General features: G+C 39.0%; 19 protein-coding genes. 15 read left to right on the forward strand and 4 right to left on the reverse strand.

The features are described from left to right. Nucleotides 1-110: 110 nt before the first annotated feature. The 5 genes from GN157_RS15650 to dnaG all read left to right on the forward strand — a co-directional run bounded on the left by GN157_RS15650 (nucleotide 111) and on the right by dnaG (nucleotide 5,855). On the forward strand, nucleotides 111-782 hold the full coding sequence (locus GN157_RS15650; protein ID WP_157484437.1) for a hypothetical protein: 672 nt from the start codon (nucleotides 111-113) through the stop codon (nucleotides 780-782). Between the two features lie 93 nt (nucleotides 783-875). Next, nucleotides 876-1,643 carry a sensor histidine kinase gene (locus tag GN157_RS15655; protein ID WP_157484438.1) on the forward strand — a complete coding sequence of 256 codons (768 nt, stop codon included), beginning with the start codon at nucleotides 876-878 and terminating at the stop codon, nucleotides 1,641-1,643. Beyond that, nucleotides 1,636-2,298, forward strand: coding sequence for a response regulator (locus GN157_RS15660; protein WP_157484439.1), 663 nt, complete (start codon nucleotides 1,636-1,638; stop codon nucleotides 2,296-2,298). Before GN157_RS15655 ends, GN157_RS15660 begins: the two co-directional genes overlap by 8 nt. A gap of 80 nt (nucleotides 2,299-2,378) precedes the next feature. Then, a complete protein-coding gene (locus GN157_RS15665; protein WP_157484440.1) occupies nucleotides 2,379-3,800 on the forward strand; it encodes an SDR family oxidoreductase in 1,422 nt (473 codons plus the stop codon). Between the two features lie 78 nt (nucleotides 3,801-3,878). Next, nucleotides 3,879-5,855, forward strand: a complete 1,977-nt coding sequence (gene dnaG / locus GN157_RS15670; RefSeq protein WP_157484441.1) for a DNA primase — start codon at nucleotides 3,879-3,881, stop codon at nucleotides 5,853-5,855. A 111-nt stretch (nucleotides 5,856-5,966) separates the two neighbouring features. Here dnaG and GN157_RS15675 read toward each other — a convergent pair whose 3' ends face one another. Next, nucleotides 5,967-6,596, reverse strand: coding sequence for a response regulator transcription factor (locus GN157_RS15675; protein WP_157484442.1), 630 nt, complete (start codon nucleotides 6,594-6,596; stop codon nucleotides 5,967-5,969). Nucleotides 6,597-6,682: 86 nt separating this feature from the next. After that, complete coding sequence (gene nadE / locus GN157_RS15680; RefSeq protein ID WP_157484443.1) at nucleotides 6,683-7,489, reverse strand: NAD(+) synthase; 807 nt, start codon at nucleotides 7,487-7,489, stop codon at nucleotides 6,683-6,685. 98 nt (nucleotides 7,490-7,587) lie between these two features. Here nadE and gldB point away from each other — a divergent pair, with 98 nt between their 5' ends. The 3 genes from gldB to GN157_RS15695 are packed head-to-tail and all read left to right on the forward strand — an operon-like array spanning nucleotide 7,588 to nucleotide 9,396. Further along, a complete protein-coding gene (gene gldB / locus GN157_RS15685; protein ID WP_157484444.1) occupies nucleotides 7,588-8,550 on the forward strand; it encodes a gliding motility lipoprotein GldB in 963 nt (320 codons plus the stop codon). Then, a complete protein-coding gene (gene gldC, locus GN157_RS15690) occupies nucleotides 8,550-8,897 on the forward strand; it encodes a gliding motility protein GldC (RefSeq protein WP_035134973.1) in 348 nt (115 codons plus the stop codon). Before gldB ends, gldC begins: the two co-directional genes overlap by 1 nt. Nucleotides 8,898-8,931: 34 nt before the next feature. After that, on the forward strand, nucleotides 8,932-9,396 hold the full coding sequence (locus GN157_RS15695) for a GNAT family N-acetyltransferase (protein WP_157484445.1): 465 nt from the start codon (nucleotides 8,932-8,934) through the stop codon (nucleotides 9,394-9,396). Here GN157_RS15695 and yihA read toward each other — a convergent pair whose 3' ends face one another. After that, on the reverse strand, nucleotides 9,397-10,017 hold the full coding sequence (gene yihA / locus GN157_RS15700; protein ID WP_157484446.1) for a ribosome biogenesis GTP-binding protein YihA/YsxC: 621 nt from the start codon (nucleotides 10,015-10,017) through the stop codon (nucleotides 9,397-9,399). Nucleotides 10,018-10,136: 119 nt separating this feature from the next. Further along, complete coding sequence (locus tag GN157_RS15705; RefSeq protein WP_157484447.1) at nucleotides 10,137-10,898, reverse strand: alpha/beta fold hydrolase; 762 nt, start codon at nucleotides 10,896-10,898, stop codon at nucleotides 10,137-10,139. 405 nt (nucleotides 10,899-11,303) lie between these two features. On the opposite strand from GN157_RS15705, the gene mraZ reads away from it, so the two are divergent. The 7 genes from mraZ to murD are packed head-to-tail and all read left to right on the forward strand — an operon-like array spanning nucleotide 11,304 to nucleotide 19,043. Continuing rightward, entirely contained in the window at nucleotides 11,304-11,777 is a 474-nt protein-coding gene (gene mraZ, locus GN157_RS15710; protein ID WP_035134965.1) for a division/cell wall cluster transcriptional repressor MraZ, read from the forward strand. Beyond that, nucleotides 11,752-12,660: a 16S rRNA (cytosine(1402)-N(4))-methyltransferase RsmH gene (rsmH, locus tag GN157_RS15715; RefSeq protein ID WP_197429477.1), complete on the forward strand. Its 909-nt coding sequence runs from the start codon at nucleotides 11,752-11,754 to the stop codon at nucleotides 12,658-12,660. The genes mraZ and rsmH overlap by 26 nt, the downstream gene beginning before the upstream one ends. A gap of 4 nt (nucleotides 12,661-12,664) precedes the next feature. Beyond that, nucleotides 12,665-12,985, forward strand: a complete 321-nt coding sequence (locus GN157_RS15720; protein ID WP_157484448.1) for an FtsL-like putative cell division protein — start codon at nucleotides 12,665-12,667, stop codon at nucleotides 12,983-12,985. A gap of 16 nt (nucleotides 12,986-13,001) precedes the next feature. Then, a complete protein-coding gene (locus tag GN157_RS15725) occupies nucleotides 13,002-15,011 on the forward strand; it encodes a penicillin-binding protein (protein WP_157484449.1) in 2,010 nt (669 codons plus the stop codon). Next, nucleotides 15,008-16,474 (forward strand): UDP-N-acetylmuramoyl-L-alanyl-D-glutamate--2,6-diaminopimelate ligase, encoded by a 1,467-nt coding sequence (locus tag GN157_RS15730; RefSeq protein ID WP_317163549.1) that lies wholly within the window; start codon nucleotides 15,008-15,010, stop codon nucleotides 16,472-16,474. The genes GN157_RS15725 and GN157_RS15730 overlap by 4 nt, the downstream gene beginning before the upstream one ends. A 9-nt stretch (nucleotides 16,475-16,483) precedes the next feature. Further along, nucleotides 16,484-17,710: a phospho-N-acetylmuramoyl-pentapeptide-transferase gene (mraY, locus tag GN157_RS15735; protein WP_035134954.1), complete on the forward strand. Its 1,227-nt coding sequence runs from the start codon at nucleotides 16,484-16,486 to the stop codon at nucleotides 17,708-17,710. 1 nt (nucleotide 17,711) lies between these two features. After that, nucleotides 17,712-19,043: a UDP-N-acetylmuramoyl-L-alanine--D-glutamate ligase gene (gene murD / locus GN157_RS15740; RefSeq protein WP_157484450.1), complete on the forward strand. Its 1,332-nt coding sequence runs from the start codon at nucleotides 17,712-17,714 to the stop codon at nucleotides 19,041-19,043. Nucleotides 19,044-19,050: the final 7 nt, after the last annotated feature.

A 19,050-nucleotide genomic window follows, 5' to 3' on the forward strand; every position in this document is an offset into this window, starting at 1 on the left:
TGTCATTATGAGATTTGATTACTCATCATTGAAAGTATTTTATAAGAATATTTTATTACTGTATATAGGGTTGTAATGAATATTGATAATTCAATCAATATGAAATAAATATGAGAAATAATATATGGCATCATATATCAACATCATTTGTTATACAATATCTAATATTTGGTATTGTATTGATTTTCATATTCTACCGAAGGAGTGCTAAGATAAAATATACTAATGAATATACTGCTGTTAAACCTTTTGTTTGGCTTATGTTTATAGGTGGTGTTTATGAGTTAGTCTTCACAACAATACTATTTGTACAAACAGCTTTTTGGCATAGCTTATATGGTTTGTTAGAGTTTTTGGTTTTTAATTATTTGTTATATAGGATTTTGGGTAAATATACGAGGATGTATGTTGCCTTTACCATACTTTTTCTCTTCTTTTATATTTCTTCTTTATTTTACTGGAGTATTGATAACCATAATCAAATGGAAGGTTACTATGCAGCCTTGGAAACTGTATTTGTTATGATATGGGCAGTTTTGTGGTTTAAGGATCTGTTTAAAGGTGATGAATTGATTTCATTGTGGAAAATACCAGCTTTTTATTTTGTAATAGGTATTATACTTTATTTATGTGGGGGAGTTGTTCCTTCTTTAGTGACTCCATATCTTTTTAAAGTTACAGGGCTATGGACTAAGTACTGGTTGGTTTTCCTTTTTTTAGGGACGATTATGCGTGTTATGATGATAATAGGACTACTAAAAGCAACTGTGAAAAAGCCGTAATTAAAATTGTGTTAAAACCCCGATATTTATTGTATTTTTGATGTATAGAAGCAAAATCCACCATTTTGCTGATTTTTTAGAATACACAACACGATGGGACAGGGGGAAGAAGTAGTATCATTATTTTATATAGGTACAGCTATAATGCTGTTTTTAGCGTTTGGATTAATGTTTATAGTAGTTACTTACCAAAGACATTTTTTCAGGATGAAACGCAAAGAAGCCGAAAATATGCTCAGGGTTAGCCTGGAGAGCGAGAAAAACGAACGCGCCCGTATTGCTGCCGATTTGCATGACGGAGTTTCGGGGGACTTAAGTGCTATTAAAAACTACCTTAGTGTTTTAGCTAAAAAAGAATCAGAAAACAAAACCATTTTTGATGAGATTAAAGAAGGGGTAGATGCTGCCCTGCAAAATACACGTGCCGTATCACATAATCTTATGCCGCCTTTATTGGATACTGAAGGCTTGGTGCCGGCACTTAAAAATCATTTGAATAATGTAGGGCCTAAAGCTCAAATAGAGTTTGAGGTTATCCCAAACGGAGTTGACCAGCTTCCGCCTCTTGTAGCATACCAGCTTTTTAGGGTACTGCAGGAACTTACCACTAACATGATTAAGTATGGCAATGTTAGTAAGAGTGAAATTAATCTGTTACAGGAAAAACATAGCCTTAAAATCGAAATAAGCGATAACGGTATTCCGTTTAACTTTAAAGAGAATTTAGCTAAGCCAAACGCAAGCGGACTTAAAAATATTACCTCAAGGCTACACGCCATAGGTGGTACTATAATCCAAAATGAAGAAAAACCAAAAGGAAACCAATTTACCATAACCATAAAAAACATAAACCATGCTTAAAGTAGCCCTGGTAGACGATCATAAGCTTTTTAGGAAAAGCCTCGCTGCCCTTATAGGTACTTTTGAAGGTGTTGAGGTAGTTTATGAGAGCGACAGCGGTAAGGACTTCTTATCACACCTTAAAGAGAATAAAAATGTAGATATAGCCCTCCTGGATATCCAGATGCCCGAAATGGATGGCTATACACTTTGCGGTAAAGTACTAAAGGTACATGACAGTATAAAAGTACTTATGATTTCTCAGCTTTCCAGTAAAGAAACCATAAGACATGTAATGCAAAGCGGTGCTCATGGCTTTGTAACTAAAAACTCTGAACCCGAACAATTAGAACTGGCTATTCGTAATCTGGATACCAGTGGTTTTTATTTGGGTCCTGAGCTAGGTTCGGTATTAAAAGACCTTATGTTGTATCAGCAGGGAGGGAACGAATTTCAGCCCGATAAAGATTTTTTAAGTGAGCGTGAGAAGGAGGTTATTCAGCTTATCTGTAAAGGGAAAAGTTCTGCCGAAATAGCCGAAGAGCTTTTTATTCACCAGCGTACTGTTGAAACCCATAGGCAACGTATGATAACCAAAGTGGGTGCTAAAAACTTTATTGGTGTTATTGTATTCGCCTTAAAGCACAACCTGCTTGATGTAGAAGATTTAAGTTAGTCTTTAGTAATTAAATAACAATTGTTTATGGTGTGTTTTTGTAAAGTTGTGACTAACTTTATAAGAATTATTCTTACACCATGAAAATTCTCGTTACAGGTACTACAGGTTATATCGGAAAAAGACTGATTCCGTTTCTGCTGGAAGCGGGGCATGAACTGGTATGCTGTGTGAGAGATTTAAACAGGGTACCAGAGGAATTTAAAGATCTTGAATCACTAACCTTTATAGAGATTGATTTTTTGGTGTATTCCTCGGCTATACAAATCCCTAAAGATATTGATGCTGCCTATTATTTAATGCACTCTATGTCGGCTTCCGCCGATTTTGAAAAGCAGGAACTCGCATGTGCCTATAATTTTATCGATTATGTAAAGAGTACGTCGCTACAGCAGGTTATTTACCTAAGCGGTATTGTGAATGAGGAGGTGCTTTCCAAACATTTACGTTCCAGGAAACAGGTAGAACAAGTGCTTAGTACCGGTACTTATGCGCTTACTGCTTTCAGGGCGGGTATAATAGTAGGCAGTGGCAGTGCATCCTTCGAAATTATAAGAGACCTGGTAGAGAAGCTTCCGGTTATGGTTACCCCAAAGTGGCTTAATACAAAAACACAGCCTATTGCCATAAGGGATGTACTGAGTTACCTCTCTAAAGCAGCAGGGAACAAACAACTCTACAATAACAACTACGATATATATGGCCCCGAAGTACTTACCTATAAAAAAATGTTACTCATTTTTGCCGAAGTAAGGGGGCTTAAACGATACATACTCACACTGCCGGTAATGACGCCTAAACTGTCGTCTTACTGGTTGTATTTTGTAACCTCTACCACATTTAAGTTGGCAGCTTCACTGGTAGATAGTATGAAGATTGCTATTGTGGGACGTCCAAATAACCTTAGCGAAATACTAAATGTACACCCTATAACATACAGGGAGTCGGTTGAAAAGGCTTTCCAGAAAATAGAGGAAGATGCCATACTCTCCAGTTGGAAGGATTCTATAGTTAGCGGACGTTTTAGCGAGAAGATATCTAAATATATTACCATTCCTAAATACGGCTGTTTTAAGGATATAAAATTCAGGAAAGTGACTAATGAGGAAGAAGTGCTTAACCGTATATGGGCTTTGGGAGGGCAAACGGGGTGGTACTACGGGGATTTTTTATGGAAAGCAAGAGGTTTTCTTGATAAGATGTTTGGTGGTATAGGGTTACGAAGGGGGCGTACTCATGTTTCTAAACTACAACCGGGTGATGCGCTCGACTTTTGGCGCGTGTTATTTGCTGATAAAAAAGAGAAGCGTTTACTACTTTATGCCGAAATGAAACTCCCCGGTGAGGCTTGGCTGGAATTCAGGATAGAGAAGGGCAAGTTGTGGCAAAGAGCCGTTTTTAGACCTAAAGGCTTGTGGGGTAGGTTGTATTGGTATTCGGTACTGCCGTTTCATTACTTTATTTTTAACGGTATGATAGATAGTTTGGCAGGTAAGGAGTGATAAAGATTTTTTATCTTTAGTAAAGTTTGATTACTAATTCTTGTAACTTTACACCCCTTTTTAATATTTGATTAAGCCTTGATTTCACCAAGTACCATAGATACTGTTTTTGAGACTGCCCGCGTTGAGGAGGTTATAGGCGATTTTATAAACCTTAAGCGTGCCGGTAGTAACTTTAAAGGGCTTAGTCCGTTTAGTAACGAGAAGTCACCGTCGTTTATGGTGTCTCCTGTAAAACAGATATGGAAGGACTTCAGTTCGGGTAAAGGCGGTAATGTTGTTGCTTTCCTTATGGAACACGAACATTTCTCGTACCCCGAGGCTATTCGCTACCTGGCGAAAAGATACAATATTGAAATTGAGGAAACAGAACAGACAGATGAGCAGAAGGCAGTAGCCAATGAAAGGGAGAGCATGTATCTGGTTTCCGAATTTGCACAAAAATATTTTCACAGTACACTTTTAAATACCGACGAAGGTCAGGCTATTGGTTATTCTTATTTTAAGGAAAGAGGATTTACCGGAGAAACCATCAAGAAGTTTGGTTTGGGGTATTCGCCGGAAGAGTGGGATGCTTTTAGCAAAGAGGCGCTGGGAAAAGGTTATAAACTGGAATTTCTTGAAAAAACAGGATTAACCATAGTGCGCGAGGATGGCAGAAATGCCGATAGGTTCCGCGGGCGTGTTATGTTTCCTATACAAAGTATGTCGGGGCGTGTTTTAGGATTCGGCGGACGTATTTTGGGTAATGATAAAAAGGTAGCTAAATACCTTAACTCTCCCGAGAGTGATATTTACCACAAGAGTAAAGTGCTGTATGGTATTTATCATGCCAAGCAGGCTATAGCCAAATTGGATAACTGTTTCCTGGTTGAAGGGTATACCGATGTAATACAGTTGCATCAGGCAGGGGTGGAGAACGTTGTGGCGTCTTCCGGTACGGCTTTAACGCCCGATCAGATTCGTCTTGTAAACAGGCTTACTAAAAACATTACGGTACTTTTTGATGGAGATGCGGCAGGACTTCGTGCATCGCTTAGGGGTATTGATCTTATCCTGGAGGAAGGTATGAATGTAAAGGTTTGTACATTCCCTGACGGGGAAGATCCTGATAGTTTTGCCAAAAAATCATCATACGATGAGCTTATTGCTTATTTGCAGGATAATGCGAAAGACTTTATACAGTTTAAGGCTTCCCTGCTTATGGATGAGGCTAAAAACGATCCTGTAAAAAAGGCCGGACTTATAAGGGATATTGTAAACAGTATCTCTAAAATACCCGATAGGATTCAGCAGGAGGTGTATATACAGGAGTGTGCCCGTATCATGGATATATCTGAGCAGGTGCTTATCAGTACACTGGCGCAGCTGGTACAAAAGGATATAGCCGATGCCGGTAAGAAAATGAAGGAGGAGCAAAAGGCTAAAGCCTTACAGCCTGTAGTAGAGGAGATGCCAACAGAGCAGAAAATTAAGCCGGATGATTTAAGCGGCATTGAATATGAAATTGTAAAGGCGTTACAGTTATATGGCGATAAAGACTGTGAGTTTAAAAACGTATTTACCAAGTATAACGAATTTGGGGATGAGGTAAACTTTACCGAAACCCAAGCCTGTAAAGTGTATGAGTGGGTTTATCTTAATCTGCAGGAGGATGAGGTAGAATTTACTCATCCTACGTTTAGTTCCCTTTATAAAGAGCTTATAGATATTTATCTTAATAAAGAAATCAAGCAGGAAAACTTTGTTAACCATCTTCCGTCTGAATTGCAAAATGTGGTGTCTGATATTTATATGGATGATGACAGGTATTTGCTTAGTGAATGGGAAGACAAGCAGCAAATTCCGGTAAAGCTTAAACACATGACTGTGGAGGAACACGTAACCCAAATCATTTTTGATTTGAGGTCACGCCTTATTACAAAACTTATACACGAGCTTATAGCACAAATTACCCCCGATGGTGATAACAGGGATGCCATGCAGGATATTATGGATTATACCGAGCTTAATAAAAACGTACTTAAACGTATAGAGCGCATACGTACCACATAGGCAATACACTTTCACGATGCATTTATGATGGTATAAAGCATCTCAAAAAAATCCGATAATATAAAAGGTGATTGGTTTGGTAGAGTTGTGTTCCCGGAATGAATGTTAGGGTTAAACTATTTCCAGCGTTTTAGCTTTGTTAACTAAGTCTACTAGGTTAGTAACATGCAGTTTGGTAAGTAACCTTAATTTATAGGTACTTATAGTTTTCTCGTTAAGGTCAAGCAGTTTTGCAATTTCCTTATTCTTTTTACCCTCGCTTAAGTAGCGTAATACTTCAATTTCTCGTGAAGAAAGTTTCCTGTACAGCCTTTCAGATTTTTTACCCTTATTCAGCAGTGCAAGGTTCTTTTTAACAAGATCGCTAAACACTACTTCGCCCTGCATTACTTTTTTAATGGCGTTTTCAAGGTCTTCCATTTTTGCATTTTTATGCACATAAGCCGATACTCCGGCCTTTAAGGCATTTGGGGCATATATCTGTTCGGCAAGATTGGTAAAAATCACAATCTTGGTGTCGGGATAGTCCTTAACAAGAGATTTAACAGAGCTTATACTCGTTAAGCCGTCTAACTCCAGGTCAATAATGGCGGCATCAACAGTCTTCTTTTTCAGCACGTCCATAAGTCCTTCCAGATTGTTTACCACCCCTGCAAAGCTGATTTCCGGATTTTCGCTAAAATAGGCCTTCATTCCGTAGTGTACTACAGGATGATTATCCGCTAAGCATAGTTTGATCATAATTGCTATTTTTTGAGTTAAAACTTACAGTAAAGTTAGCAATTAAAATCTTATTAAAATCTTAAAGTATTGTGAATGAAAGAATTTTATTTCAAATTTAATGGTATCTCACACACTGGTATTGGGTTCATTTTGTGCTGGTTAATAGCGTTTAGTCTTAAATAAATGTTAAAAACCTCTTTTTGCCTGCCGGTAAAGTCGTCGTGCTTTTTCCCTTTTTCAGCTTCGAGCATTGCCCATTCCAATTCGTCATAACTTGCTCCTAATTGGTCCTCATCACTACGATCATCGCCAAACAATCCGTCGGTAGGTTTTGCGGCAATAATACTCTCCGGAACTTTAAGGAATTTAGCAAGCTCACGTACTTCCGATTTCATTAAATCGGCAATAGGGCTAAGGTCTACACCGCCATCACCATATTTGGTAAAGAAACCAACCCCAAAATCTTCCACCTTATTACCTGTTCCTGCTACAAGGGCGCTGTTTATACCTGCAAAGTAGTACAGGGTGGTCATTCGTAGTCGTGCTCTTGTGTTAGCAAGGGTTAAGTCCTGCAGGTATTGGTTTTCGGTTTCGGGAACCTGTTTTCTAAAAGTTTCAAAAACAGGAGTAAGATCAGCTTCTACTGTAGATACGTTATCAAACCTTTCCATAAGCTGCTTTATGTGTTCCCTGCCGCGGCTAACCTGATTTTCTGCCTGGTGTATAGGCATTTCAACACATAATGTAGGTAAACCGGTTTGAGCACAAAGGCTGGATGTTACTGCCGAATCAATTCCGCCCGATATCCCTACAACAAAACCTTTTACTTTTGCGTTAGTTGCATAATCACGCAGCCAGTTTACTATATATTCGTTTGCAGTTTCGGTTTTAAATTTTCGGGATGCAGCCATTATATTTGGTATTAGGTTTAGTAATGTATATTTGCACAAAAATACTCTGTAAAAGTAAATAATTCCAAACAGGAAAACTTTAAATGATAACACAAATTATGAAGAAATATTTTCTGCTTTTAATCTTTCCGTTAGTATTAATATCGTGTAACGGCAAAAGCGAAATTGAAAAAGAAATTGAAAAAATAGAGGTAGGTGAGGTGAAAATTGTAAGGTTTGACGATGTGTTTTACAACAGTAAGCCCGAAGATTTGCCTAAACTGAAAGAGGCTTATCCGTACTTTTTCCCTCAAAACTTCCCCGACTCGGTTTGGGTAAATAATATGAACGATCCTTTTATGCGTCAGCTAAAAGAGGAAACCGATAAGGAATTCACTAAATTCAATACCCTTGAGGCAGATTTAGAGTCGGCATTCAAACATATGAAATATTATTTTAATGATTTCAGTACGCCCGAGGTGTTTACTATTATATCTGATAATGAAAGCCAAAGAGCAGTATACTCGCCAGAGGTGGTGGCTATACCTATTAACCTGTACTTAGGTAAGGATAATAAACTGTATGACGGTTTGCCGAGTTATCAGGTGCAGACTTTTGAGCCAAACCAGATAGTGCCCGATGTGATTTCATCTTTTGCGACAGATTACATTGCTCCTGCTAAAAACAGAACGTTCCTTGCGCTAATAGTATATTTTGGTAAGGAGCTGTATATGAAAGATGTTATTATCCCTAATGCTACAGATGCTGCAAAAATGGGGTATACCGATGAGCAGGAGCTTTGGGCAGAGGAAAACGAATCTGAAATTTGGCGTTATTTTATAGAGAACAAAGTTTTATTTGATACCGATGCTAAACTGGCAGCACGCTTTGTAAATCCGGCGCCTTTCTCTAAGTTTTATCTTGAGCTGGATAACGAATCTCCGGGCAGGCTAGGTGTTTGGATGGGATGGCAAATTGTTAGGGCATACATGGAAAACAATAAAGATGTAACTTTGCAGAATCTTTTAAACACGGATGCGAAAACAATTTTTGATAACTCTAAATACAAACCCAAAAAATAATGTCTAAGAATACACTTAAATCAGAGATAAAAGTAAACGTTGAGCTTGATGAGAACAGGGTTCCTGAGAAACTAAGCTGGACTGCCCGCGATGGTGGTGTGGTGAATCAGGAAACCAAGGCTATGATGCTTTCGGTATGGGATCCTAAAAGCCAGGAAAGCATGCGTATTGATTTATGGACTAAGGATATGCCTGTAGATGAAATGAAGGTGTTTTTCCACCAAACGTTGGTTTCCATGTCACATACTTTTGAGCGTGCTACTACCGAAACTAAAATGGCAGAGACCATGAGGGACTTTTGTGATTACTTTGCCGAGAAGCTTGAGCTTAAAAAAGACGATAATTAATTAAAGCGGCTCCGGCCGCTTTTTGTTTTTATATATGTATACTATTCGCCAATATAAAGAGGAAGACTGTAATGAGGTGGTAAGGCTGTTTTACCAAACTGTACATTCAGTAAATAAAAAAGATTACACCGATGCACAACTGGAGGCCTGGGCTCCAGCCGAACTGGATTATGAGCGCTGGGCTAAGATGCTGTCTCAAAACTATACAGTAGTGGTGCAGCATAACGGTATTATTGCAGGCTTTGGTGATATTGATGCCTCAGGATATTTTGATCATCTGTTTGTGCATAAAAATCATCAGGGGTGTGGTGTGGCTACCTTAATTAAAGAGGCTATAGAGCAACATGCCCTTGCTAATACTATTAGCAGGATAACAGTGGCGGCTTCCATCACGGCAAAACCCTTTTTTGAAAAGCACGGTTATACTGTGCTGAAACAACAGCAGGTGGAGCGAAACGGACAGGTGTTAACTAATTACTTTATGGAAAAGCTATTGTAGTTATACAAAGTCGGTATTGTTGAATATGGATTGGTTTACCTCGTCTATATACTCTAATACTGTATCGCGACCTGTACCGTCTTGTGATGAGGTTACAAAATGCGGAGGCATTTCTTCCCAGTTATTTGCCAGTAGCTGTTTTTTGTAGGCTGCAATATGTTGATCTATTTTTCCTTTACTTATTTTATCGGCTTTGGTAAAAATAATACAGAAAGGCACTTGTGTCTCACCAAGGTAGTTAATAAACTCAAGGTCTATTTTTTGAGCTTCATGCCTAATGTCAATCAAAACAAAAGCGCATACCAGTTGTTCGCGTTTCTCAAAGTATTGTGTAATGAACTTTTGGAAAACCTGTTTGGTGTGCTTAGAAACCTTGGCATAACCATATCCAGGTAAATCGACCAAAAACCAGTTGCTGTTTATCTTAAAATGGTTTATAAGCTGTGTTTTTCCGGGCTTAGATGAAGTTTTAGCCAGATTCTTATTATTGGTAAGCATATTAATAAGAGATGACTTCCCAACGTTAGAGCGTCCTATAAAGGCATACTCAGGAAGTGGTTCCTTAGGGCATTTGCTTACGTCAGAGTTACTGATAATAAATTCGGCGGTATCTATCTTCATCTTTTAAAAATTTGGTTTCCCGGCCAGGCCGTATGCCTGCAAATTTAGGTATAAATATACAAACGGTATTATGTGTCGGGATTATATTAAAAATCCGGCAGTAGCCGGATTCTGTGTTTTTATATGTTTGACTTTTTAAGCCATTCGTGCATTAGCCTGTTAAACTCATCCGGATGCTCCATCATGGCTGCGTGTCCGCACTGTTCAATCCAGTAAAGATCAGAGTTTGGTAGCAGGCTGTGGAACTCTTCTGCAACTTCAGGAGGAGTGACCTTATCGTTTCGTCCCCATATTATACAGGTAGGGATGTGCATTTTAGGCAGGTCGTTAGCCATGTTATGGCGTATGGCGCTTTTTGCAATCGTTAAGGTTTTTATAAGCTTAAGTCGGTCGTTTGCTGTTTCAAAAACCTCGTCTACAATTTCTTTTGTAGCTACTGCCGGGTCATAAAATACATCTTCAGCTTTTCGTTTAATGTATTCGTAGTCGCCACGTCTTGGGTAGCTGTCGCCCATTGCGCTTTCATATAATCCTGAGCTACCTGTTATGATAAGTCCCAGCATTTTTTCAGGATACATTTTAGTATGGTATAATGCAATATGACCTCCAAGGGAGTTGCCCAGCATTATAACCCTGTCATATCCCATATGGGTAATAAAGTCTTTAACCCACTTAGCAAAAGCCTTTACATTAGTCTTTAAAATACTCTGTGTGTATATAGGCAGTTCCGGAATAACCACCTTATAACCTTCTTTCGGGAAGTATTTTGCAACACCGTCAAAGTTACTCAGTCCTCCCATAAGACCATGAAGTATGATTATCGGAGTGCCTTCACCGGCTTCATAATAAGTGTATTTACCTTCTTTCTTGGTGGTATGCATGTTAAATTTGTAACAATTTCAAATATGCACAAATATATAATATTATAGATAATATTCGGGCTTTATTTTTATGCATGCATGCGAAATTTATTCAGTAAGCATCGCTTAACCCTTTTTTAGAGTGTAAATACCTGATTTTTAATTTTTAATGTTAAAAAAATAATCTATTCTCAAAAAATTAAATTTTTTCAGTACAGGTGTTAATAAGTCTTAAAAAAATAAAAAATCCTCATTATATCTTTTTAAAAGCTAAAATTTATTTAAAGGTTAGTAATGAGATAAGTAGCAGAAAATTCTGTCATGTGGGTATGAGTGGGTAAAACTTATTAACAAAGTGGTAGAAAGTGGTAATAAGTGGTAAATATTTCCATATATTTGCTAATAAACAACCCAAAACGTAACTGCTTGAATACCATTGTAGGGACATACGAATGTAAGGTAGATTCGAAGGGAAGGCTGATGATTCCTGCCCCTTTGAAGAAACAGCTGCATGCCGGTCTGGAAGATGGTTTCGTTTTAAAACGCTCGGTTTTTCAGCCATGTCTTGAATTGTATCCGATGACAGAGTGGAATAAAATGATGCAGAAAATAAATAAGCTGAATCGTTTTGTGAAGAAGAATAACGATTTCATCCGCAGGTTTACTGCTGGTGTGAAAATCGTGGAGATAGATGCTGCCGGAAGGCTGTTGATTTCAAAAGATCTTGTTGCTTTTGCAGGGATTGATAAAGAGATTGTGCTTTCTTCGGCGGTTAACATTGTTGAGATTTGGGACAAAGATAAGTATGAAAAATCAATAGACGACTCGGTTGTTGATTTTGCTGATCTTGCAGAAGAAGTAATGGGGAATTTAAATGATGACGACGATGGAATATCATAACCCGGTTTTGCTGAAAGAAACCGTAGACGGACTCGATATAAAACCGGACGGGGTGTATGTGGATGTCACCTTTGGTGGCGGAGGGCACTCCAGGGAGATAATGAGTAGGCTGGGTCCTAACGGGAAACTGTTTGCTTTTGATCAGGATGAGGATGCGCAGGCAAACGTAATACAGGACGACAGATTTACTTTGATTCCGGAAAACTTCAGGTTCTTAAAAAGGTACTTGAGGTTTTATGGTATTAAGGAGGTAGACGGAGTGCTTGGAGACTTTGGGGTTTCCTCGCATCAGTTTGATGTTGCAGAGCGTGGTTTTTCTACCCGTTTTGATGCTGAGCTGGATATGCGTATGAATCAAAAAAGTGCTGTTAGTGCTTACAATGTGGTAAATGAGTATGAAGAGCAGCAGCTTAAAAAAATGTTTTTTGAGTATGGCGAGCTTAAAAATGCAGGTGCGCTGGCAAATACAATTGTAAATGCAAGGCGTGATAATAATATAAAGAGTACTGAGCAGCTTAAGCAGGTGCTTAGTCGTTTTTTACCGGCTCATAAAAGCAATAAGATACTGGCGCAAATCTATCAGGCTATTCGTATAGAGGTGAACCAGGAGATTGATGTGCTTAAAGAGTTTTTAGAGCAAACTCTGGAGGTATTGAAGCCGGGCGGAAGACTGAGTGTTATTTCATACCACTCGCTTGAAGATAGGTTGGTGAAACGCTTTATAAGAAACGGAATGTTTGAAGGTGAGCCTGAGCGTGATATGTTTGGGAATTTTGAAGTGCCTTTAAAAGCGGTTGGAAAACTGATAGTGCCTACAGAGGAGGAGATAGAGGTGAATAACAGGGCGAGAAGTGCCAAGTTAAGAATTGCAGAAAAACTATAAGGTCATGAAAGGTGGTGTTTACGGTTTACTGAAAGCTAAATATTTGGTAGATGAGGGGTCGGTTAAAAACTGGCGCTTTATTGTGTTCCTGATTTTAGTAGCTATGGTGCTTATTGCAAATTCGCACAACTATGAGCAAAAGGTATATCGTAAAACCGAACTGAATGATGAGGTTAAAAAGCTGCGATCTGAATTTGTGGATATGAGGTCTCAGTTAATGAAGCTCAAAATGGAGTCCACAATATCAAAAAAAATGGAGCCAAAGGGGATTTATCCGGCATCGGTTCCGCCAAAGAAGATAAAGGTTTATAAAACGGAAGATTAAAATATAAATTGAAGATATGGGAGCTGAAGATAAACATATCTCTTACAGAATATACCTGGTAGCCTTCGCAATTTTTGTGATGGCTATTCTTGTAGCTGTAAAGCTCACCAATATTCAATGGGTTGAAGGTGAATATTACCGTGAACTGGCACAAAAACGTACAGTTAGGGAAATAACCATACCGGCTAACAGGGGGAATGTGTACTCGTCTGACGGGAGTTTGCTGGCAACATCAATACCTAATTATGATATAAGGTTTGATGCAATGGCTTCTAAAAGTGAAAACTTTAAAGAATATTTAAAACCGTTGTCGGATTCACTTTCGGTAATGTTTGGTAAGCCGTCCAGCTATTATTACAATACGCTTAAAAGGGCGCGTAATAACCATAACAGGTACCTGTTTATTGCCAGGGGATTAAGCTATACTCAGTACATGAGGGTGAAAAGCTTTCCGCTGTTTAACCTTGGGGCATACAAAGGAGGTATGATTACAGAGCAACGTACTGTTAGGGAGCATCCTATAGGTAAAATTGCGAAAAGAACTATAGGTTACGACAGGCTTGACAGTAGTGGTAACGAGCGTGAAGTGGGAATTGAAGGTGCTTTTGCCGAATACCTTGACGGTAAGGACGGAAAGCAGATGATGCAGAAGATTGCCAAAAACCAATGGAAGCCAATAGGAGATAATAATCAGATAGAGCCTATAGACGGATGTGATATTGTTTCGACTATAGATGTGTACATACAGGATATTGCTCATCATGCTTTACTAAAGCAGTTGGAATATTATGAGGCCGATCATGGTTGTGTGGTGGTTATGGAAACCAAAACCGGTTATGTAAGGGCTATTTCAAATTTAGGGAGGGCAAACGATGGCTCGTATTACGAGACTATTAATTATGCTGTAGGGGAGTCGCAGGAGCCGGGTTCTACATTTAAGTTGGCATCGCTTATTACTTTGCTTGAAGATAAAAAAGTAGATACCAGTGAGGTGTATGATACACATGATGGTATAGTGACCTATTATAAAAGAAAAGTACGTGACTCGCGTAAGGGAGGTTACGGTAAAATATCACTGGCAAGAGGTTTTGAACTTTCTTCAAATACAGTACTTGTGCAGGCGGTATATGATAATTATAAAGATAATCCTAAGCAGTTTGTAGATCACATTAATGCTTTCGGGTTAAACAACAGGCTTGGAGTTTCTATAAAAGGGGAAGGAAGGCCAAGAATCCCGCAACCGGGAGACAAGTCGTGGTCTGGAATATCATTACCATGGATGGCTTTTGGTTATGGGGTGAGTATGACTCCGCTGCAAACACTGTCGTTGTACAATGCTGTGGCAAACGACGGGGAGATGGTTAAGCCGCTTTTTGTTCAGGAGATAAAAGAGTGGAATAAAACCATAAAGAAGTTTGATAAAGAGGTTTTAAACCCAAAAATATGTTCTCAGGAAACTATTGATAAGGTAAAGGCTGTACTGGAAAACGTAGTGAAAAAAGGTACGGGATCTAAGCTGTATTCAGAAGATTTCTCGATGGCAGGTAAAACAGGAACGGCTCAGGTAAATTACGGTCGCGGAAAAGGTAGAGATAACGGTATGTATTACTCGTCGTCTTTTGCAGGTTATTTCCCGGCAGATAATCCTAAGTACTCCTGTATAGTGGTTATTCACAAGCCTAGTATTTACAAAGGGTATTATGGAGCCGATGTATCGGGGCCTGTATTTAAAAGGATAGCCCAAAAGATATTTACAGATGTGCCTTCTACTAATCAGGTGGATAACCTTGACAGGGAAGTAGAGCAACAGGATAAAAAATATGAGTCGTACTATACTAAGGCTCAAAAAAAATACAATACTATACCTAACCTTGTTGGTATGAGCGGAATGGATGCTGTAGCCCTTTTAGGGAACATGGGGCTCAAAGTAGAGGTAAAAGGTATGGGTAAGGTAAAAAAACAATCGGTGGCTGCCGGGCAGCCTTATGAAAGGGATCAAATTATAACATTAGAATTATCATCGTGAAGGTATTAAAAGACATATTATACAAAGCCTCTCTTGAAGCAGTAAAAGGTTCAACCGATATTACTGTGAATAAAGTTGAGTTTGACTCCCGCCAAATAGGTAAGGGAGATGTTTTTGTTGCCATAAACGGTACGGTTTCTAACGGGCATGATTATATAGATAAGGCCATAAGCCTGGGTGCAAAAGCTATAGTTTGTGAGGAATTCCCGGATGAGCTTAGCGAAAATATTACCTATGTACTGGTAAAAAACAGTCATAAGGCACTGGCTTTTATGGCGGCTAACTATTATGGTAACCCGTCTAACAATCTTAAACTGGTTGGTATAACCGGTACAAACGGTAAAACCACTATAGCAACATTGCTGTACCAGTTGTTTAAAAAGGCAGGCTATAAAGTAGGATTGCTTTCTACAGTAAAAATACTGGTAGGGGATAAGGAATATAAAGCAACACATACAACACCCGATTCGCTGACTATTAACCGCTACCTGAGCGAAATGCAGCAGGACGGAGTGGAGTACTGCTTTATGGAAGTGAGTTCGCACGGTATTCACCAAAAAAGGACTGAGGGACTGCATTTTGCCGGGGGGATTTTTACTAACCTTAGTCATGATCACCTGGATTACCACAAGTCATTTAGTGAGTACAGAGATGTGAAAAAATCGTTTTTTGACAAGTTGCCAAAATCGGCATTTGCCCTTACCAATATTGATGATAAGAACGGACTGGTAATGTTGCAGAATACGGTAGCCAAAAAGCTAACCTATGCACTAAAAACCTATGCCGATTACAGGGCTCAGATACTGGAAAGTCAGTTTTCAGGACTGTTATTAAAAATAAACGATCAGGAAGTTTGGGTTAAGCTTATAGGAGCTTTTAATGCGTACAACTTACTGGCTATATATGCAGCAGCTATCAATTTAGGACTGGAAGATATGGAGGTGCTTCGCCTAATGAGTGAGCTAGAAAGCGTTTCAGGACGTTTTCAGTTTATCGTTTCGGGGCCTTCACAAATCACGGCAATTGTTGACTACGCTCACACGCCTGATGCGCTTGACAATGTTTTAAAGACGATAGAGGATATACGAACAAGAAACGAACAGCTTATAACTATTGTAGGTTGTGGTGGGGACAGGGACAAAACTAAACGTCCGGTAATGGCGCATATAGCTTCATCAAAAAGTGATGTTGCTATTTTCACATCGGACAATCCGCGAAGCGAAGATCCTGTAGATATTATAGAGGATATGGAAAAAGGCGTAGAGCCTCAAAATTACAAAAAGACACTTTCGGTGGTTGAGAGAAAGCAGGCTATAAAAATAGCATGCCAACTGGCTAAACCGAACGACATTATACTCATAGCGGGCAAAGGACATGAAACCTATCAGGAGATAAAAGGTGTTCGCCATGATTTTGATGATATGCAAATAGTAAAGGAAATTTTAAAAGAACTAAACAAATAAGCGCTCTTTATGCTGTATTATTTATTTGATTATTTAGACAAACATTTTGACGTTCCGGGGGCAGGGGTGTTTCAGTACATTACCTTCCGTTCGGGTATGGCGGTAATCCTTTCATTGCTTATATCAACTGTTTTCGGTAAAAAGATTATCAACTTTTTAAGAAGACAGCAAATAGGTGAAACCGTAAGGGAACTTGGACTTGAAGGACAGGCTCAAAAAGCGGGTACGCCTACCATGGGTGGATTGATAATTATTATGGCAACCCTTATTCCGGTAATCCTTTTGGCAAAGCTGGATAATATTTATGTAATGCTGCTTATAGTCACTACACTCTGGATGGGAACCATTGGGTTTATTGATGATTATATCAAGATATTCAAAAAAGATAAAGAAGGTCTTAAAGGTAGATTTAAGGTAGTAGGTCAGGTTGGACTTGGTCTTATAGTGGGATACATACTGTATTTCCATCCGGGAGTTACGGTAAGAACAGATACTTCTAAAGGTAATATTTACAGTACTGAGCAGGTAGAGTCAAACGTAAAACCGCAGGAAGAGAAGTCTACAGCAACTACTATCCCGTTCTTTAAAAATAATGAGTTTGATTATGCTGAGCTGTTAGCCTGGACTGGCGATAACTATAAAAATTATGCATGGTTAATATTTATACCAATGGTAATATTTATTGTTACAGCAGTATCTAACGGAGCTAACCTTACCGATGGTATAGACGGGCTCGCGGCAGGAACATCGGCCATAGCGGTGCTCACCCTCGGGATATTTGCATTCGTTTCGGGTAATATCATTTTCTCAAATTACCTCAATATAATGTATATACCCAACTCGGGAGAGATGACGGTGTTTATCTCTGCCTTTGTGGGGTCGCTTATAGGTTTCCTTTGGTATAATACTTATCCCGCATCGGTATTTATGGGAGATACGGGTAGCCTTACCATAGGGGGTATAATAGCGGTTATGGCTATTGCGGTTAGAAAAGAATTACTGATACCGATTTTATGCGGAATCTTCCTTGCAGAAAACCTTTCTGTAGTACTGCAGGTAGGGTACTTTAAGTATACGAAAAAGAAATATGGGGAAGGCCGACGGATATTCCTGATGTCGCCACTGCACCACCATTACCAGAAAAAGGGATACCATGAAAGTAAGATTGTTGCCCGTTTCTGGATTGTGGGAATACTGTTAGCTATTTTCTCACTGGTTTCATTAAAACTAAGGTAGTATGAGGTTAGTAGTTTTAGGCGGCGGAGAAAGCGGGGTAGGAACCGCGATTCTCGGAAAGAAAAAAGGATATGACGTGTTTGTGTCTGATTTCGGGAAAATAAAAAACAACTATAAAGAAGTTCTTGCACTTAATAAACTGGAATGGGAAGAGGAGAAGCACACAGAAGAGCTGATTCTTAATGCTGATGTAGTAATGAAAAGCCCCGGCATCCCCAATAAGTCGCCCATTGTAAAGCTACTTAAAAAGAAAGGTATTCCTGTAATATCTGAAATTGAGTTTGCCTACAAGTTTATGGATTACAAAACTATAGGCATAACAGGGAGTAACGGGAAAACCACTACCACCATGCTAACGCATTACCTTATAAAACAGGGAGGCTTAAACATGGGGCTTGCAGGTAACATAGGTAAAAGTTTTGCCTGGCAGGTTGCCGAAAACAAGCACGAGGGCTATGTACTGGAGTTAAGCAGTTTCCAACTGGATGGTATAGAGACTTACAGTCCTAACATTGCGGTGATAACAAATTTAAGTCCGGATCATTTGGACAGGTACGAATACAATTATGAGCTGTATATAGAAGCGAAGTTCAGGATTACCATGAATCAGACAAAAGATGATTACCTGATTTATGATGCCGATGACGAAGAGATTAACAAATGGCTCAAAAAGAATAAAACCAAAGCGAAAACCATCCCTTTTTCGCTGTCGGGAAAAGTAAAAGAAGGGATTTATGTAAAAGACAATACGATTATTTCAACCATCAATAAAGAAGAATTTACTATGCCGATTAATGAATTATCACTAGAAGGAAAGCACAACGTAAAAAATGCTATGGCAGCAACGGCAGTAGCGCAACTTATGCGCATAAGGAAAGACACCATTAGGGAGAGTCTTTCAAATTTTCAGGGGGTTGAACACCGTTTGGAGAAAGTATTGAAAATACAAAACGTTCAGTATATAAACGACTCTAAGGCAACTAATACAAACGCTACGTTTTTTGCGCTGGATAGTATGACTACTCCTACGGTATGGATTGTAGGCGGTGTGGATAAAGGTAACGATTACGATGAGTTGATGTCGCTTGTAAGAGAAAAAGTTAAGGCTATTATATGCCTTGGTGTAGATAATCATAAAATAATGAACGCCTTTAGTAATGTGGTAGACGTGATGGTTGAAACCACAAATATGACTGAGGCGGTAAGAATAGCACAAAGTCTTGCTGAAAAAGGAGATACGGTTTTACTGTCTCCGGCATGTGCAAGCTTTGATCTTTTTGAAAATTATGAAGAGCGCGGAAAGCAGTTTAAGGCAGCCGTGCAAAATTTATAGTAAGTAA

It is taken from the genome of Flavobacterium rakeshii, from assembly GCF_009741375.1.
Taxonomy (GTDB): Bacteria; Bacteroidota; Bacteroidia; order Flavobacteriales; family Flavobacteriaceae; genus Flavobacterium; species Flavobacterium rakeshii.